This window comes from Porphyromonas sp. C0026D3 (assembly GCF_056590775.1).
Genome location: NZ_JBWPWU010000005.1, coordinates 1 through 17,973 on the forward strand (window position 1 = coordinate 1; position 17,973 = coordinate 17,973).

14 protein-coding genes are annotated in these 17,973 nt (G+C 49.5%); 4 read left to right on the plus strand and 10 right to left on the minus strand.

The window, feature by feature from the left end; all coding sequences use genetic code 11:
• The first annotated feature begins 471 nt into the window (after window positions 1-471).
• Window positions 472-3,255, plus strand: a complete 2,784-nt coding sequence (polA, locus tag AC1EK1_RS04965; RefSeq protein ID WP_480305912.1) for a DNA polymerase I — start codon at window positions 472-474, stop codon at window positions 3,253-3,255.
• A gap of 82 nt (window positions 3,256-3,337) precedes the next feature.
• Here the strand turns inward: polA and AC1EK1_RS04970 are convergent, their stop codons facing one another.
• Window positions 3,338-3,520 carry a hypothetical protein gene (locus tag AC1EK1_RS04970; RefSeq protein WP_480306104.1) on the minus strand — a complete coding sequence of 61 codons (183 nt, stop codon included), beginning with the start codon at window positions 3,518-3,520 and terminating at the stop codon, window positions 3,338-3,340.
• On the opposite strand from AC1EK1_RS04970, the gene AC1EK1_RS04975 reads away from it, so the two are divergent.
• Window positions 3,488-5,083, plus strand: a complete 1,596-nt coding sequence (locus AC1EK1_RS04975) for a hypothetical protein (protein ID WP_480306094.1) — start codon at window positions 3,488-3,490, stop codon at window positions 5,081-5,083. The two genes, AC1EK1_RS04970 and AC1EK1_RS04975, sit on opposite strands and share 33 nt — an antisense overlap.
• 311 nt (window positions 5,084-5,394) lie before the next feature.
• Here the strand turns inward: AC1EK1_RS04975 and AC1EK1_RS04980 are convergent, their stop codons facing one another.
• Genes AC1EK1_RS04980 through cdd form a run of 3 tightly spaced genes read right to left on the minus strand, consistent with a single transcriptional unit; the run spans window position 5,395 to window position 8,929 of the window.
• Window positions 5,395-6,609 (minus strand): C1 family peptidase, encoded by a 1,215-nt coding sequence (locus AC1EK1_RS04980; RefSeq protein WP_480305913.1) that lies wholly within the window; start codon window positions 6,607-6,609, stop codon window positions 5,395-5,397.
• A gap of 32 nt (window positions 6,610-6,641) precedes the next feature.
• Window positions 6,642-8,447, minus strand: coding sequence for a DNA polymerase III subunit gamma/tau (locus AC1EK1_RS04985; protein ID WP_480305915.1), 1,806 nt, complete (start codon window positions 8,445-8,447; stop codon window positions 6,642-6,644).
• Window positions 8,448-8,452: 5 nt separating this feature from the next.
• On the minus strand, window positions 8,453-8,929 hold the full coding sequence (gene cdd / locus AC1EK1_RS04990; protein ID WP_480305916.1) for a cytidine deaminase: 477 nt from the start codon (window positions 8,927-8,929) through the stop codon (window positions 8,453-8,455).
• An 829-nt stretch (window positions 8,930-9,758) separates the two neighbouring features.
• Between cdd and AC1EK1_RS04995 the strand changes: the two genes are divergently transcribed.
• A complete protein-coding gene (locus tag AC1EK1_RS04995; protein WP_480305918.1) occupies window positions 9,759-10,013 on the plus strand; it encodes a hypothetical protein in 255 nt (84 codons plus the stop codon).
• Between the two features lie 42 nt (window positions 10,014-10,055).
• Window positions 10,056-11,234, plus strand: a complete 1,179-nt coding sequence (locus AC1EK1_RS05000; RefSeq protein ID WP_480305919.1) for an AGE family epimerase/isomerase — start codon at window positions 10,056-10,058, stop codon at window positions 11,232-11,234.
• A 29-nt stretch (window positions 11,235-11,263) separates the two neighbouring features.
• On the opposite strand, the gene AC1EK1_RS05005 is transcribed toward AC1EK1_RS05000, so the two are convergent.
• The 6 genes from AC1EK1_RS05005 to AC1EK1_RS05030 form a co-directional block, all read right to left on the minus strand.
• Entirely contained in the window at window positions 11,264-11,593 is a 330-nt protein-coding gene (locus tag AC1EK1_RS05005; RefSeq protein ID WP_480305920.1) for a hypothetical protein, read from the minus strand.
• A 132-nt stretch (window positions 11,594-11,725) separates the two neighbouring features.
• Complete coding sequence (locus tag AC1EK1_RS05010) at window positions 11,726-12,796, minus strand: AMP-binding protein (RefSeq protein WP_480305921.1); 1,071 nt, start codon at window positions 12,794-12,796, stop codon at window positions 11,726-11,728.
• Window positions 12,797-12,813: 17 nt separating this feature from the next.
• Window positions 12,814-13,923, minus strand: a complete 1,110-nt coding sequence (locus AC1EK1_RS05015; RefSeq protein ID WP_480305922.1) for an o-succinylbenzoate synthase — start codon at window positions 13,921-13,923, stop codon at window positions 12,814-12,816.
• A 1-nt stretch (window position 13,924) separates the two neighbouring features.
• Entirely contained in the window at window positions 13,925-14,755 is an 831-nt protein-coding gene (menB, locus tag AC1EK1_RS05020) for a 1,4-dihydroxy-2-naphthoyl-CoA synthase (RefSeq protein ID WP_480305924.1), read from the minus strand.
• A complete protein-coding gene (gene menD, locus AC1EK1_RS05025; RefSeq protein WP_480305925.1) occupies window positions 14,748-16,484 on the minus strand; it encodes a 2-succinyl-5-enolpyruvyl-6-hydroxy-3-cyclohexene-1-carboxylic-acid synthase in 1,737 nt (578 codons plus the stop codon). The genes menB and menD overlap by 8 nt, the downstream gene beginning before the upstream one ends.
• Window positions 16,481-17,581, minus strand: coding sequence for a chorismate-binding protein (locus tag AC1EK1_RS05030; protein ID WP_480305926.1), 1,101 nt, complete (start codon window positions 17,579-17,581; stop codon window positions 16,481-16,483). Before AC1EK1_RS05030 ends, menD begins: the two co-directional genes overlap by 4 nt.
• Window positions 17,582-17,973 lie beyond the last annotated feature (392 nt).

A 17,973-nucleotide genomic window follows, 5' to 3' on the forward strand; every position in this document is an offset into this window, starting at 1 on the left:
AGGTGCGGCTGGAACACCTCCTTTCTGGAGCCAAATCCGGGAAGCTTGGTTTTTGGAGATCTGCTCTGAATATAGAGTAAGGATTTTGGTTACAACGAGATGAACGATACTGAGTTAGTGAAGACCTGGTAGTAGATACGGGGTTTTCTCTTGGTTGAGAGGTGGCACAGGGTCTTCTGTGGAGGCATTGGTGATCGCAATGATCGTTGGTGATGCTCTACAGCCTGCGTGTCTACTTGTTTGTCGCCCTTGTTTATTTTTTCTTTCTTTTGATGAAAGGATGTCTATATTGCTCAAATATCTAGGAGTTTAATCCCCGAATATGCTAGACCGGTTTGTCTGTTATCTGACAAGCTGGTTTTTTTATTTCTTTTAGCCTTCTCCTTTCCCTTTTAGATCTAAGAGAGTAAGTGATTGGGAATTTCTAGAAAAAGGTCTACCTTTGATTTACCGTAAACTAGCTAGAACTCTATGTCTCAAAAACTATACTTACTTGATGCCTATGCCCTAATCTATAGGGGCTACTTTCCTTTTCTCAATCGTCCACGACTAACACTTCAGGGTGATGATACATCTGCAGTGGTAGGCTTTCTCAATACTTTTGATGATATACTCAGCCGTGTCGGTGATGATGGGTATATGGCGGTTGTTTTTGATCCTCCTGCCCCTACATTTAGGCACAAGATGTACCCCGAATACAAAGCTCAGAGAGAGCGTACTCCTGAGGCTATAAGCTATGCAATACCATTTATAAAAAAGATAATAGAGGCGCGTGGGGTAAGGATGTTTGTCGTTGATGGCTATGAGGCTGACGATGTGATTGGCACCATTGCGCACCGAGTGGCTGATAAACACACGGAGATGGAGGTCTATATGATCACACCCGATAAGGATTACGGCCAGTTGGTAACTGATCGGATACACATACTACGACCACTAAAAGGAGGTGAGTACCAGGAATTGGGACCCAAAGAGGTGGCAGAATTACATGATTTGAATAACTCGGGGCAGGTAATTGATTACCTTGCCCTGATGGGTGATGCTTCGGATAATATCCCAGGCGTGCCAAAGGTTGGGAAGAAGACTGCTGCACAACTCCTTCAACGCTTTGCGACAATTGAGGGAATATACGATCACATAGATGATGTTCCGGGCAAGGTTGTCAAGGATAATCTTCTGATGTATAGGGAGCAGCTCATGCACTCTAGAGAGCTTGTGAAAATAGTACTTGACGTTCCTGTTGATTTTCAATTGGAAGATCTGCGGATGCATCCTGCAGACTATGGTGTGTTGTCTGAGATTTACACCCAGTTGGAGCTCAATAGCAAGTTAAGCAAGTTACACTCTGAGATTGAGGTGTCTTCGGTCAAACCGCGTGAACGTTCTCTCTTTGACCTTCCTATACCCGAGGCAAATACTGTGAAAACGATGCGTGACCTAGAGAATACGCCTCATGACTACAAACTTCTAGATGATCCCAAGGCGATAGAGGCGTTGGCTGTTCGTCTTGAGCAATCGGTTGCTTTTGCTTTTGATACCGAGACAGAAGGTCTTAATCCATTGGTGGATCCTATTGTCGGTATTTCCTTTGCTATTAGGCCACATGAAGCGTGGTACCTGCCGTTGTCTCCAATTCAAGTAGAAGCCACTGAGCAGTTGCGTCCTTTTCGAAAGCTCTTTCAGAATAAGGAAGTGTTGAAGGTTGGGCAGAATCTAAAGTTTGATCTAAAGATTTTATCGCGATATGGAGTGATTTCGCAAGGGCCGTATTGGGATACCATGATTGCACACTACCTTATCAATCCCGAGCAAAGACATGGGCTTGACTACGTGGCTCAAGCCTATTTAGGCTATAAGCCTATGCCGATAGAAGACTTGATTGGCGCACGTGGAAAAAAACAACTGACAATGGGGCAGATCAGCCCGGAAAAAGTGTTGCCGTATGCGGCAGAGGATGCTGATGTCACACTCCGGCTATATGAAGCACTCAAGCCAGAGATAGAGGCGAATGATGACCTTCGGAGGCTATTCTATGATATGGAGATGCCTTTGATGGAGGTCTTGCTGAAAATGGAGCAGGAAGGGGTAAAGCTAGATGCGCTACTATTGAAAAACGTAGTGGCGGAAATGGAGGATAATCTTGGAACGTTAGAGCAAGAAATACACAATTGTGCCGGTGAACCATTTAATATTGGCTCGCCAAAAGAGGTGGGAGAAGTCCTTTTTGATCATCTGAAACTTGTAGAGAAACCAGCCAAAACCCCCTCCGGTCAGTATAGGACAAATGAAGAAACTTTGGAAAAGATAAGTGATCTTCACCCCATTATAAAAATGATCCTGGACTATCGTGGGCAGAGAAAGCTCTTGAATACTTACGTTGAGCCCTTACCACAGTACATTAGCCCTTTTGATGGGCGCCTTCATACCACGTTCAATCAAACCGTAACTGCGACAGGACGCCTATCAAGCTCTGACCCTAATCTTCAGAATATTCCAGTTCGAGATGAGGCTGGAAGGCAGGTCCGTATGGCCTTTACGGGGCATCATCCTGAGGAAGGTGACCTTTTTGTTTCAGCAGACTATTCGCAGATAGAATTGCGTATCATGGCGCATCTCAGTGGAGATAAGAATCTTATTCGGGCTTTCAATGAGGGTTTGGATATTCATGCGGCAACGGCCGGTCATATCTATGGAGTAAATCCGGAAGCTGTTACGCCGGAATATCGTAGAAGAGCCAAGACAGCAAACTTTGGGATTATTTATGGGATATCAGCGTATGGGCTGAGTAGTCGCCTTGCTATACCTCGTGCCGAAGCTAGTGATCTGATTAAAAGTTACTTCGATTCATTTCCGGCTGTCAAGGATTATATGGATGAGGCAATTAGCAAGGCTAGTTCTCTAGGCTATGTTGAGACTCTCTTTGGACGTCGTAGATATTTGCCCAATATTCATTCGCAAAATGCCAACGTACGTGGTGCAGCAGAGCGCAATGCAATCAATGCGCCTATTCAAGGAACAGCGGCAGATATTATCAAGTTGGCAATGATCCGCGTCCAAGATAGGCTTGAAAAAGAACATCTGCGTGCAAGGATGATTTTGCAAGTACATGACGAGTTGTGCTTTACGAGTCCTTCCGACGAGGTCGAAACTTTGGTTACGCTTATTCGCTCTGAGATGGAGGGCGTCATGCCACAATTGCAAGTTCCTCTTCTTGTTGATGTTGGTGTAGGTAAAAATTGGCTTGAGGCTCACTGATATGTTTTGGCATCGGCTTCTAGGCGTCCTTTTTGTATGGGCTTTGGGACCGATACTTATGTTTGCACAAGTGGCCAAAAGTTTAGAGAGAATCCTTGAACTTTTGCCCAGCGATGAGAGTAGTGATCGGCAGGTAATCATTGAGCAACTCACGGACTTGCTCGAGCATCCCCTCGACCTGAATAATGCTACGGCGGAGCAAATTGTACAGCTCCCATTTATTGATGATTTTATCGCACGTAATATTCTTTTGCTCAGATCTCAAAAGGGGGGCTTTGTCAGTGTCTATGAAATAAAGGAAGCTACACCGGAGTTATCCTCAGCCTATTTAGAGCTCTTGGAGCCTTTTATATATGTGGGGAAAAATCCTTACTCATTCGGCACTTTGCGAGCAAGACATGATTTTTTTGTAGGCTCCTCCTTACGGCCCAAGGATCGATTATCAAACTCTGTAGAGTTGAAGTACGAGGGGAGAATGGGGGAGAAACTCTCATGGCACTTTGCCGGACAAAAAGACATAAGTGAACCTTGGCTACCTTTGAGAAGTGGAGTATTTGATTATCTGACAGGCAGTTTTCGATGGGATATGCCAAACTACAGACTTGTTCTTGGAGACTATCAGCTGACTATTGGACATGGGCTTTTGCTTGGGATGAGCGGTGGTTATTTTTCAAAACTTGAGTACGGCGGAAGTGGAGTCGGAACATGGGTGGGGCAACTCAAGCCACATCGTTCTTTTCGCGAAAGTGGATATCTGAGAGGAGTGGCTCTTCACTATCGATCCCCCTCTCCGCTCTCCTTTTTGCTTTTTGCAGGCTATGAGCCAACCGATGCGCGTATCGAAAAAGATCACATACGCACCCTGTATCGCTCTGGACTAAGGCGTACAAACCTTGAACGCGAACACCGGCATACAGCTCGTTGTGAGATGGTAGGTGGGTATCTCAGCTATCGTATGCCTAGCCTAGAGTTGGCTCTTAACTCAATGTTGTACCGCTATCGCAGCAGTCGTGGCGAAGCACTCTTACCGTATCGGCTGTACCCTCAGCGTCACCTGTTGTTGCAAAACAGCCTATGTATGAGTTATTCAAAAGGAGGATTTCGGTCCACAATGGAACTTGTACTTGCTGAAAAGAGCAGGAGTGCTGTCCAAGCAGCGTTAGCTTATCGAAATGGCACTATGGGGACACTTACACTTCAGGGACACTACTATGGCGACCGCTTTATTAGCCCTTATTCGACGCCCAATAGTTATCCTCCCGAGGGGTACTCCGAGAGAGGACTTCGCCTGATGTGGAGAGGCGAGATTGCTTATATGGTTACTGGCAGTTTGTATCTTGAGCGATTTCGGAGAATGAGTCCTAATGCCACTATTCCAGGTCATGTCTTTTCTGCAAGTATCTATCATACCGGTGATCCATGGCAGACCTCGGCTGTTGCACGATATGTATCTATGGGCAGTAACCAAAAACGGTTTACAATGCGTTTTCGGGGTGACTGTATGCTAACTCCGTCATGGAACGTGCGTGCCGGTCTGCAGTTTGCCAAGCAAATGCACAATCCACTTGGCACGTCACTCTACACAAGATTGAAATATAGTGGAAATCAGATTGCAGCTGAAGCAGGCATACAGTACTATCGCTTGTATAGAACTATGATTCGCGGTCAGCTCGGATACATGCCATACATGTACACTCCCTCAATGTTGCGAGGAGATGGTGTTCATTATTTTGCCTTAGTACGTTATCAGTTGACGTCGAATTTGCAACTAAATGCACGCGTTGACCCATCATTCCTATGTCTTAGTCTAATGTTAAGAATTCGATAAGGCGTGTATCCTGCCGCATCTAAAGGTTAATAACTGACAATATGTAGGTGATTTGCTCGGTTTGTGAGGAAAAAGAGAGGATAAGATTTGGCTATATTGAAAAATGTACGTACATTTGCATCGTGGTTTTTTCATAATAGTATTAGATTAAAGGTTAAACAAGAAAGGTTTGGGATGTCGTGAGACATCCTTTTCTGTTTTTATATACCTAACTAAATGTTTTTTCCTTTGACCAGCATATCAAAAGAGAGGAGGTGTCTTAGACACCTCCTCTCTCATTAGTTGTTATTGTATGGTAGCTCTTGGCTATATCAAATTCCTAGTTTTGCACGAAGTGCTTTGGGGATTGCATTTTTGTGGACGATGATATTCATTGTCTTTCCGGCCACGAATGCCTTGGACGCATACCATATGCCATTGTATTTTCCGGCATCACCCCATGAGTTTTTCACGAGATAAAAAGGTTTGCCGGTCTGATCTTGTGCCAGGCCGTAGATCAGCATCCCGTGGTCATCGGTGGTTGTTAGGTTGTCAAATCCTTTTTGCCTATATTCTTGGGTTACCTTGATTTCCGGTGCACCGGGCGTATTGATTAGCTGACCTACTGAGAGTCTGTTTTTATTTCCTGATGTGCCAATCCAGCGTGCTTGGTCCGAACCGTGATCTGAATTTGCTGCTTCGACATCAAGAAGTACTGCTAGTCCGTTTCGGGTGAAGCCGATTTCGCTGACATCTGACCCCCAAGCCACCGTGTATCCGTTATCTATGGCACTATCGATCACTTGGATCAACTCTTCGATCGGAAGGTTGTAGGATAATCCATGGCGCCAGTTGTCCGGAATTTCCAAGACAAAGCTACTGTAAAATGGGTGATGGGTATATGATGTAAGCGAGACGTAGTTATTGGGATCTAGTTTCAGTGTTTTTGCAAATGTACTAGGTGTGTAGCTTTTACCCTCAAAAGTGAACTTCTCAGGTGCTTTTCCGAGATAGGCATCAATGATGCCGTCAAATGCTCTTCCCCAAGCAGTTGAGAGGTGGTTGGCTTTCTCCATTTCTTTAACTAGGGCTTCGACAAATCCTTTTGCAACAGCTTCCATTTCGGAGTGTGCGTTACGGGTTGTCCCATAGTTTAGTCCATACATTTCTTCCATAGGAACCACACCATGGCTCCGGAGTACATGGAGGACATCGCCAAATGCACCACCTTGTGCGAAGTTTAGATTACCGTGGTAGCGGACGTAATCTCTAGCCTTGTCTTTGTAGCACTGTGATACGATAAACATAGGGGATAGCACTACTTCTTTGCCGGTAAGGCGATATGCTTCGGCTTCGAGGAATCCGAGACCACTGTATGACCAGCAGGTTCCACTATTGGCTTGGTCTTGGATCGGTGAGATTTTTGCTTCCTTGATGGTCGTAAATCGGTACTCTTCGGGTTTCTCTTGGGGCTCTTGTGCGAGTGCCGGGATCGTCAAAAATGTAGCAACCACACTGCTACAAAGCAAATAATTTAGTCTTTTCATTCTGTTTTTTTGTTTTTATAGTTGGTTAAATATTAACTCATGGGGCGGAGAGCTAAGTCGTCTGCAAATTTTGAAAACCATTCATTGACTTTCTCAAAGTGCTCAAACTTTGCTTCCGGTGTCTTTAGTTCTTCATCCTGTATCTTTTCGTCTATCTCTATCTCTATCCTAATACTGTCGTTGTGAAGCCTATCTGCAAGGTATCGGAGTATCTGCCCAAGTTGACTGTCCAGTTGTTTGGCCTCCGTGTCGTTACTTACCTTTATCTTTAGATTGGCAATGGATCCAGGGGTAATGTTTGGCTTGTAGTTGAGCATGGCATGCCGTACAAGCATTTGCCCTTTAGGAATTTTGGCGGCGTAACTACTCCATGCGTTGTGTAGCTCCTCATTTGAGAAGGTGCTATTTCTTAGCTCAGATGGGGCTGTTTGTTTTTCGCTTAGTTCTTTTTGTTCTTCGCTAGTTGTTTTGCCTGTCAGTAGGTTGAAGCCAAAGTGTTCTTGAGCTTTGGATATCTTTTTCTGTGTTGGCGCGTTATTTTGTGTGCTGTCCTGCGTTGTAGTTATTGGTTGAACCGATTGCCGATAGGTCTTGGGGGACGGTTGAGGTGTGTTGACCTTTGTAGGCTGTACTTGGTTGTCTTCTCTAACCGTTGTAGAGACTTTGGATGCCTCTTGTTTTGCATTGCCGGCATTACTCGTACCTTCGGAAGTGCCTGTCTGCAGCTCTGGGTAGAGTACACTTGTGGGGCACAACTCCACCATTTTGAGTAGGGCGACTTCGAGTGCTAGGCGTTTTTGGCTACTGCTCCTATACTGAGTCCCAAAAGCTGTGCTGATTTTTAGAAATTCCCACAAGAGTTGGGTTTTGGAGTATTGCCCGGCTTTGAGTAACCGTTGTCGGATAGAGTCCGGTGCTTCTACAATTTTTGCTGTTTCTGGGTGTTGAGAAAGTAGCACATTTCGTAAGAAATTGGAGAAGCCTCGCATAATATTATCTCCCTCGTATCCACGGCGGAGGAGGGTATCGACCAGTGTAAGTACCTGGGTGTGCTTTCCTTGTAGAATGTACGCCAGGAGCTGAAAGTACTCGTCTTCGTCAAGTAGGTTGAGGTTGTCCCTTACCCCCTTGATCGTGATGGTGCCGTTCCCAAATCCGGCGATCTGGTCAAATATACTGAGCGCATCGCGCATTCCTCCGTCAGCACTGATCGCTATTAGCTGAAGGGCCTCTTGTTCTGCTTGGATGCCTTCGTTTTCTGCCACGTGCCTGAGATGGGTTACAATGTCCTCCGGCGTGATCCTATTGAAGTCATGGACTTGGCAACGTGATATGATTGTTGGGAGGACCTTGTTTTTTTCTGTTGTGGCGAGGATGAATATAGCATGAGCCGGTGGCTCTTCAAGTGTTTTGAGGAAAGCGTTGAAGGCACTGCTTGACAGCATGTGCACCTCGTCTATAATGTAGACCCGATACTTTCCAATAGAGGGTGGAATGTAGACTTGCTCCGTGAGCTGGCGGATGTCGTTTACGGAGTTATTGGAGGCGGCATCTAGCTCTAGGATATTGTAGGATCGTTGTTCGTTGGCAGCTACACAGCTCTCGCATTCATTGCAAGCTTCACCATCCGGGGTCCTGTGGAGACAATTGATTGTCTTCGCAAAAATCCGAGCACAAGAGGTCTTTCCGACACCGCGGGGTCCACAAAACAAGTAGGCGTGAGACAACTTGTCTTGTAGAATAGCGTTTCGGAGTGTCGTGGTGAGTGCTTCCTGCCCCACTACACTGGCAAAGGTGCTCGGACGATATTTTCGAGCAGAAACAACAAAGTTACTCATGCAGATCAGAGGCTGGAGGCATCAAAACTGATGGGTAAAAGGTCACGGCAGTCTGCTATAATCTTGGCTGTGTTTTCTCCGGCTAAAATAACCGAGAAGGGTTGATGATATCGATCTGCCACCTCTATCATTACCTGTCGGCAAGCGCCACAAGGGGCGGCTATGGTTGCCAGCTTGCCATCTTCGCGTATGGCCACTACGGCTAGAGTAGTTACTGGGTCGTCCGGATATTGTGCCCCGGCATAGAAAAGAGCCGTGCGTTCGGCACAAAGACCTGAGGGATAGGCTGCATTTTCCTGATTGGATCCGGTGACGATCTTGCCACTATTTAGACGAAGTGCAGCTCCTACTCGGAAGTGTGAGTAAGGTGCGTAAGCATGTTTTGCCACAGCTTTGGCTTGCTCCACTAGGGCTTGGTCTTCAGGTGATAGGTTGCTTATTTCGACTTGTTCTATTGGGATGACAATGTTCTCGCTACTCATGAATTTGCTTGGCAAAAAGGTTTCAACGCTAGGTTTGATCTAGTGTCCTTTGTAAAGTTACTATTTTTTGTCCAAAACTACCCCACAGTATGATCAGCCTAGCCCATATTTTGATATTGCTATTGAAGTGTTTGATGTTTTTAGTAGTTTTGCTCTATTAGAAGATTATAATTTAGTAACTAGACTGTAAAAGCTAGTTTTTCTTCAATAGCGTAGGTTGTTTGATGAGGAGTATTGTAAATACTGTAACCGGATTGTTGCCTTTCATGCCTTTTTTATTTTTCTATTCGTGTATGAATGGTGATAAGCGTGTGGAGTCCTTGTTTGGCGTGCCTGAGCAGTTACATCCTCGTTTTGATGTGTTGGATGAGAGAGAGTCGGCCTTTGGGGAGGGGACTTCCGGGCTGAATGCAGGATGTGTGGAAAATTGGCTTGTTTACGGTTGGTGGTGCAATTTCCCAGTTTCATCTCCTTTTGGCAAAGTATTTTATCGCTCGGTATTAGAGGTTCGTATTTCAAGTGATGGTACGCTATCAGAGACTTGCTCTTTAGGTTCTTTGGCTGTGCCGGTTGGTTATGGTGCATCTTTGGTCTCGGATGATGGACGTGAGCTTTACTTTGTAGGTGGTACAGATGGGCTGTTGGCGAGACGAGAGATCTCAAGAGTGCGGCTTATGCTACGGCAGGGGCAGGACTTGCGATCTCTCCGGATGCGCTTTATATGGTCGGCGGCGAACGAATGCCCAGGGTGCGTACGCCAGATATCTGGCGCATACCGAAGTGGTAGGGATGAGCTATTATACTTTAGACATGTTTTGTGATCACGTGTATGAGCAAGTTTAGAAAGATTAATGGACTGATCACGCCTTCGTTTACTCCTTTTACCGCTGATGGGAGGGAAGTTAATTATGACATAATCCCCCAGTATGCTGAACTCAACGTGAACGCACAGTTTGGAGGAAATATCGTGGCTGGGAAGCGTATCCTGAAGTTTTTGGGCCTTGACCTTGGCCTCATCGAATCCCCTTCCGAAATATTGACACTGGGGAAGAAGCGGAGATCAAGCGTCAACTGGAGACAATAGATTTCTTTGTGCATTGTAATAAACACTAATAAAATAAGGTATATGGATTTTCAACACTACGGAAGACTCTATCGGGAGGAGCTAGTAGAGCAGATACTCCCCTTTTGGCTAAAGTATGGACTGGATAGAAAGTATGGAGGGATGCTTACCTGTATTGACCGCGATGGAACGCTAATGGATAGCACCAAGTCGGTGTGGTTTCAGGGGCGTAGCTTGTACGCTTTTGCGTATGCATACAACCATGTGGAGCGACGCTCGGAGTGGCTGGAGGCGTGCGAAGTGATTCTCCCGTTTCTCGAAAAATGCTTCGATCCCTCCGATGGGCGAATGTACTTTGAAGTGAAGCAAGATGGTACGCCGTTGCGTAAGCGTCGCTATGTCTTCTCCGAGAGCTTTGCGATCATCGGGTGGGTCGAGTATGCCAAAGCGACAGGCAAGATGATCTATGCCGATCGGGCATTGAAACTATTCAAGCAAGTCAGGAGTTGGCTTGCCACACCTGGTGTGCTTGAGCCAAAGTACATCACAGCCAACCAGCCGGCATTAGGCCACAGTATCTCCATGATCATGATGAATGTTGCCGCTGTGCTCAGTTCGGTCGTGAGCGATCCGGTTCTTGAGGAGCAGGCACATACTTCGTTCAGACTGATCAAGGACAAGTTCTACCAGCCTTCGTACCACTGCCTTCTGGAGATGGTGACCCCTGAGGGCGAGCTGATCGATACGCTAAATGGTAGGGTCATCAACCCAGGGCATTGCATCGAGACGGCGTGGTTCTTGATGGAGGCGAGCCGGACCTTTGCCGGAGCAGAGTGGGCCAAGGAGGCGCAGACCTTTGCGCTCACGGTGCTTGACGACGCTTGGGCTTGGGGCTGGGATGAAAAGTATGGCGGAATCATCAATTTCAAGGACTGCAAGGGCTTTCCGGCACAGGACTACTCTCAGGACATGAAGTTCTGGTGGCCTCAGACCGAAGCCGTCATTGCCACCCTCTACGCCTACCTCCTCACCGGAGACGAAAAGTACAAGGCTTGGCACCGTCAGGCTCACGACTGGGCTTGGAGCCACTTGCGAGATACAGAGTATGGCGAGTGGTACGGCTACCTGCACCGTGATGGCAGTGTGGCGCAGCCCGCCAAGGGCAATCTTTTCAAAGGCCCCTTCCACATCCCTAGGTTGCTTGTCAAGAGCATGCTCTTGTGTGGCGAGATTGAAAAATAAGCCCTTTTTTCCCCTAACGAAGACGTTACTCAGGTATGGACAACATCGCAACGATCAAGCATAGATCCTGATACAAGTGAGTAGTCGTAGGTATGCTCTGGAGCGTAGCCCCGCTCAATTACCTTGATCGGCAGATTCTGTCCACTATGGCGGAGACCATGTTTGCGGATCTCATTGAGCTCGAAAACCCTTGCTACTTCAGGCAACTGAGAGGTCTGTACCGGTGCCATGATCACCAATATGATGGGGCGTTGGGCAGGAGAGGACAGCCTAGGCTTGGCCTTTAGTGTGCTGGCCGGGGTTGTGTTGATTGCACTTTTGTCGCAAATTATCTTCCTAAAGCCCAAGTGTGTCGACATGAAGGTGCAGGACTTCCGTTAGGTGTCATAGCTCTTCTGATTGTGATTGAGAATTAGTCTCCTCCGAGGAAAATCCAGTCTCCTCGGAGGAGACTTTAGTTTTCTCTGCATGAGACTCCAGTCTTAGTGCACCTACTCTTCGGAGAGAAGGAGCCGGTGGAGGGCTTTCCGGTCGAGTTTGCCGTTGGGGTTGTGTGGAAGTTGTGGTAGGAGGCGTACCTCTTTGGGTCTGTGGTATGGGGGGAGGTGTTTTTGTAGTATGGTGTCGAGGTTGTCGGGTATGATATAGGCTTGGAGTACGAGGACTGTTTTTTGCCCTAGAGCACTGTCGGGTATCCAGCTGATGGCGAGAGGTGTTCGTAGGATGTGGCTGAGGGTCTGCTCAATTTGCTCGGGGCTTATCTTGACGCCACCGGTGTTGATGATGTTGTCGGTGCGTCCTTTGATGACAAATCCTCCGTCGGGGTGGATCTCAGCGAGATCGTTGGTGATGATTGGGGGTTGGTTGGGAAAGAGGAGGTGGTCGTGTATGATTAGTTCTCCTTGTGTGCCGAGTGTGAGCTGTACGCCGTCCAGCGGATAGTAGCACTGTGTGGCGTGGGTGCCATTGAGGCGTCGTAGTGCGATGTGCGAGATGGTTTCGGTCATACCGTATGTGGCATAGGCCGGTATGGGGAGAGTATCGAGCCACTCTAGGAGGTGAGGGTGTATTGCACCTCCACCGATGATGAGCTGTTGGACCCGGCTGAGGAGTTGTCGCTCCGATGGGGTCTCCAGTGTGTGGTGGAGCTGCAGTGGTACAAGTGAGACGAAGTGTGGCGGTGTGGAGAGTGTGGCGAGGGGGTGGGAGGTCGGGGGGACAACGACCAGCTCTGCTCCGGCGATAGCGGCTCGTACGACCATCATTTTGGCACCTATGTAGCGGAGGTCCATGGCGAGGAGTAGGCGTTGGCGCTTGCTGATGCCGAAGTATTGGTTGGTCCTCTGGGCACTTCGTCGCACGGCACTTTTTTCCAGTTTGATTTGCTTGGGCGTGCCGGTAGATCCGGAAGTCTGTGCGGTGATGTGAGTGGTGAGAGGGTACCACCATTCGGACAGAAATGAGAGGAGTGGCCGGAGAGTAGGGGGCACCGGAGTGGGCAGAGTGTGTAGTCGTTGGGGGGTTAGGAGGGTGTCTCCTATATAGAGTTGTTCGGTTGGCACGTGGAGTTGATGGTGCGTCAGTTTTTGGGGAAGGAGTGATAGTGGAGTTGGTCCTTTTGGAGGATGAGTGGGGAGGAGGTGTTGTTTTGGTAGAGTGCTCCTGTACCCAGGCCTTGTGGGCATTGGATGGGGTATTGGCTCACCCACTGTGCTATGGCGGCGAGCCCGATATTGGACTCCAGTGCGGAGGTGGCCCACCACCCGATGTGGTGTTGGTTGGCCAGCTCTATCCATTCATCGGGATCGCTGTGCAGTGTGGGCTTGATGATGAGGTAGTGGGGCTTAGCTTGGTCGAGTAGATCGATCTTGCTCTCGGTGGCATGTAGGGGTATGAGCTCCTCGTCTAGTGCGATGGGCAGAGGGGTTTTCTCTATGAGTGTGGCCAGGGTCTCCCAGTGGTGTGGTGAGGGAGGGATGGGCTGCTCGATGGAGTGTAGCTGTAGGTCGCTGAGTTGCTTGAGCTTCTCTAGTGCTGTGTCGGACGAAAAGGCACCATTGGCATCCACTCGGAGCTCTATTTCTTGAGGAGTGAAATTCCGGCGGATGTAGCGGAGTAGCCGGAGCTCTTCTTGAAAATCTATGCCGCCGATCTTTAGTTTTAGACACCCAAAGCCTTGGGCTATCTTTTCTTTGATCTGCCGGTACATGTAGTTTTTTTCGCCCATCCAGATGAGTCCGTTGATGGTGATGGTGGCTTCGCCTCGTGTGAAGGGAGTGTCGCAGAGAGGAGGGGTGGGGAAGTTGTGGTGCCGGCGTGTGGCAAGGAGGCCGGAGATGGCTGTGGCTAGGCCAAAAGCAATGGAGGGATAGGCACGTAGCATGGCCGGGTCTAGGAGATGTGGGTCTTGTGCCAGGGTGTGTGCCAACTGTTGCAGTAGAGTGGGGTAGTGGGGAAGGTCGTCACAGCTAAGCTGTGGCATGGGAGCGCACTCGCCGTAGCCAATGAGGTGTGGGTTGGCTACGCTCCGGAGCTTCAGAATGTAGACGAGCTTGGTGCGGTACTCGCCACGAGAGGTCCTGGCAGGGCGTCGGAAGTACAGGGTGTAGGGCTCAATGGAGAGGGTGACCGGCTCTCGGAGTTGTGGTAGTAGCGTGGGGAGGTGGAGGATGCTCTCTAGTGGTGACATCTTAGGGAAACTTGGGGTATTGGTCAAAGTTGGGCTTGCGCTTTTCCAGGAATGCGTTTTTCCCTTCTTGGGCTTCGTCGGTGAGGTAGTATAGGAGGGTGGCGTCACCGGCCAGCTCTTGGATGCCGGCTTGTCCGTCTAGCTCAGCGTTGAGTCCGGCCTTGATCATACGGAGGGCCAGTGGACTGAGGAGCATCATCTCTTCGGCCCATTGTACATATTCATCCTCGAGTTGGGCAAGCGGTACGACCTTATTGACCAATCCCATCTCTAGGGCTTCTTGAGCAGAGTATTGGCGACAAAGGAACCAGATCTCTCGTGCCTTTTTTTGCCCAACCACTCGGGCGAGGTAGGAGGAGCCAAATCCTGCATCAAAGCTCCCTACCCGTGGACCGGTCTGGCCGAAGATGGCATTGTCCGAGGCTATCGACAGATCGCAGACGACGTGTAGTACATGTCCACCGCCTATAGCGTAGCCGTTGACGGCGGCTATGACCGGTTTGGGAATGCTGCGGATCTGCTTTTGGACATCCAGGACACTCAGCCGAGGCACTCCGTCCTTACCGATGTATCCGCCACGCCCCTTGACATTTTGGTCGCCCCCGGAGCAAAAAGCCTTGTCGCCGGCTCCTGTCAGTACCACCACGTTGATGCTCTGCTCTTCACGGCATATCCGTAGCGCATCGCTCATTTCGGCTGTGGTGGTTGGGGTGAAAGCGTTGCGATACCGCTCGCGATTGATCGTGATACGTGCGATGCCATTGTAGTAGTCAAAAAGGATATCTTCGTACTTCTTGATGGGAGTCCACTCCCGTATCTTCTTTTCACTCATGATCATGATCGATTTGTTTTAATTGCTTGAAATAGTTCTTCAGCTCATCCATTTCGTCCTCGGAGGAGAGAAAGGCCTCGAAAAGGCGTGGACGATCCGCTTGTCCCGCAAGGTGCGACATACCCGCTACCAGCTCCTTCTCGTCGTGTACCGACAGGTACTCCCAGCCACAGCTCTCTGCCCACCCCTTGGCCTGCAGGCAATGTGTGGCGGTGATATACCGCTCGCTCACGGTGTCCATCTCCAGACCGGGCAGGCTGTGAAAGATACTCCCCTGCTGATTGTTGAGCAGTAGCACCCGCACATTGCTCCCCACCTCGGGTAGTCCTAGGGCATTGAGGTCGTAGAAAAAGCTCAAGTCCCCTATGACGAGGACGTGCAGTAGCTCCGGACGACGACGGGCAAAGCCCAGTGCTGTCGATAGTGAACCCTCGATCCCACTGGTGCCACGATTGCAAAAGGTCAGTAGGAGATGATCTTTGCGAAATAGCTCCGCATACCGTACAGCCGAGCTATTGGCCAGGTGAAGGACTACCCCCTCCCGCGGCAACTTGCTCAGCAGACAGCCGATCACCCCCAGCGAGCAAAAACGAGCCTGTGGAGCCGGAAGGTGAGCGATACGCTCTCGCCACTCTTCGGCATACCGGCTCCCCCCCGCATCCCTATTGAGATGGTGGGCCAATGCTTCCAAGAAAGGCTCTACTCTCGTTGTCACAAGATCCGTAAGCCCCCAAAAAAGATCCACCACTGCTGGATCCGGTGACACCTGCCACGTCTCCATCGGTGGATAGTCACGCAAGTACTGCTTCATCTTGTTGGATACGACATGGCCACCGAGTGTTATCAGCAGGTCAGGTTGCAACGAACGACGACCCTCCTCGCTCAGCGAGCCAAGCAGTGCATCCAGCGAGCAGATCTCCACCTCACTGTTGCAAAGAGACTCACCGATACAGAGACAATGCTCACGCAAACTTTGTGGAAAAGGCATCCCACCCCCTTTGTCAAGATCCACGCCCCAAGCCCTCTGCCCCACCAAGATCATCTTTCGCTCAAAACGACCAAGTCGCTCCAGCAATTTTTCCAAGTCGGGTGCTTCCACTTGGCAGGAGAAGTGGTGACGCACCAGTCTGCCTCCTTGTAGTCCTTTGGAGACAGCAGTGTTGCCGATCGAAAGAGCCACCTCGGGAGACTCCTGTAGGCAGACACTTGGGTTGCTAATCGGGATATTGATGTGCACAGGACCCACTACCGGATAAAAAGCACCCAGAAGAGCCTCATTTAGAAGGCGATTGCAGTACCATCGATCCTCATCGGAGTGTGGCTCCGGCAAATACACCGCACGACGCACCATGGCCCCAAAAAGGTCACGTTGCGGGAGGGTTTGGCCAGCTTGTTGCCCAAGCCAGCACTCAGGCCTATCCGCTGAGACAATGATCAATGGGACTCCTTGGTAAAATGCCTCGGAGACTGCAGGTAGCAGATTAGCGACAGCCGAACCGGACGTGCAACACACAACTACAGGCAACCCACTCCCAAGCGACAGCCCGAGAGCATAAAAGCCCGCACTGCGCTCATCGACCACTGAGTGACACACCGCCTTTTCGAGCCCATGACTCAGAGCATGAACCAATGGAGCATTGCGACTCCCGGGGCACAACACCACATCGCGGACACCAAGCCCACCAAGCAGAGACACAAGATCATTTATCACAAAACGCTGCGCCATCATACCTCCACCACTTTACCACCAATAAGTCCATAGACGGCCAAGAGCTTGTGCAGTACCTCCTCCCACTCACTCACCAGCTCTGAGCCACACACGATACCGCCCCCTCCATACAGCCTGAGCGACAAGCCCGGTAACAACTGCATACAGCGTATATGTACATACAGATCTACCTCTCCCCCACGATTCGGAGCCCCACACCACCCCACGTATCCGGCATAGTACGAGCGGTCAATCCCTTCCGCCCCCAAGATCATATCACGAGCCAATCCCTGAGGCGTGCCACAGACGGCTGGAGTGGGGTGCAAAAGCTCAGCCAAAGCGATCGGAGCATACCCATTGGGCAACTCCAGCGTAAAACCGGCACACAGATGTTGCAAGCTACCCGAGTAAATTGTCTGCAACCCGTGAGCCCGAAACTCAATGCCCTCCTCGGTCAACACCTCAGAAATAAATCGATGCACATACCCATGTTCACGACGATTTTTCTCACTCCAGTCACCATGCCCACGAGTCATGGTACCAGCCAGCGCCACAGTCTCATATCTGCCCCCCGCACCGCGCAACAACACTTCGGGTGACGCGCAAAGCCAAAGCCCCGCCTCCACCGTATAGCACAGCGATACAAAAGCACCGGGATAATGGGCGAGCGCCCGCCAAAAAGCCAAGACAATCTCATCGGATGAGATACACGGCAACTCCATACGATGGGCGAGTACCAGCTTTTCCACACTTCCCTCGTCAAGGTATCCCAAAAAACGCTCAAAGGCTGTACGATAACCATCGGGCAACAAACTGGGGATACCACTCACGGGCCTATGGTTGTCCGTGAGCCCACCGGTGTCCCCCGATAGATGCACCACTCGATAGCCACCACTACGCTCACTGACCAAAAGATTGGGAGACGCAGTGGAGGTGGCAAAAGGTGCCATCACAAAACCATCCCTCGCAGTGCCACCACGCAACTCCATCGGATCCAACGCACGGGCAGTGGCCACACCCCCAAGACCAACCTCTCGCACCACCGAACCTTCGCTCGGCAACCTAAAACAGGCAAAAGGAAACCCCTGAGCCACTCGCTCCTCCACAAGAGCAACCAACTCTCCAAAACAGACTCCCTTGTCACAAGGGGAAAACTCCTCCGTATGATTAGATATAAAACTCACTTTGCAAAAACCACATACTAATACTGCTTTGCCCACAAATTTAGCCGTTTGTGTGTTAACTTCCTAATCATTACTACGATCTAGGCCCCTCCCAGAGTTAGTGCCATACCCTGCTTTGACTTGAGCTCCCTTACGGCTCGTGTCGGGTACTTTGTCGGGCTAGGGGGAAAAGTTTTTTCCCTTGGAGAAAAAACCGACGAGGTCGGAGAAAAAGATGGTCCTCTCCCATGAAAAAGATAAAATCACTGTGTGATTTCTAGAGATCACACAGTGATTTGAATAAACCACTTAGTGATTTGAATAAATCACATAGTGATTTTGAGTTT

Bases quoted from the DNA above. Each gene is read 5' to 3' on its own strand.
- cdd (WP_480305916.1), bottom strand. From the start codon at position 8,929: ATGAGTAGCGAGAACATTGTCATCCCAATAGAACAAGTCGAAATAAGC.
- AC1EK1_RS05000 (WP_480305919.1), top strand. From the start codon at position 10,056: ATGGATTTTCAACACTACGGAAGACTCTATCGGGAGGAGCTAGTAGAG.
- AC1EK1_RS05005 (WP_480305920.1), bottom strand. From the start codon at position 11,593: ATGTCGACACACTTGGGCTTTAGGAAGATAATTTGCGACAAAAGTGCA.
- menB (WP_480305924.1), bottom strand. From the start codon at position 14,755: ATGAGTGAAAAGAAGATACGGGAGTGGACTCCCATCAAGAAGTACGAA.
- AC1EK1_RS05015 (WP_480305922.1), bottom strand. From the start codon at position 13,923: ATGTCACCACTAGAGAGCATCCTCCACCTCCCCACGCTACTACCACAA.
- AC1EK1_RS04980 (WP_480305913.1), bottom strand. From the start codon at position 6,609: ATGAAAAGACTAAATTATTTGCTTTGTAGCAGTGTGGTTGCTACATTT.
- menD (WP_480305925.1), bottom strand. From the start codon at position 16,484: ATGATGGCGCAGCGTTTTGTGATAAATGATCTTGTGTCTCTGCTTGGT.
- polA (WP_480305912.1), top strand. From the start codon at position 472: ATGTCTCAAAAACTATACTTACTTGATGCCTATGCCCTAATCTATAGG.
- AC1EK1_RS04985 (WP_480305915.1), bottom strand. From the start codon at position 8,447: ATGAGTAACTTTGTTGTTTCTGCTCGAAAATATCGTCCGAGCACCTTT.
- AC1EK1_RS04995 (WP_480305918.1), top strand. From the start codon at position 9,759: ATGAGCAAGTTTAGAAAGATTAATGGACTGATCACGCCTTCGTTTACT.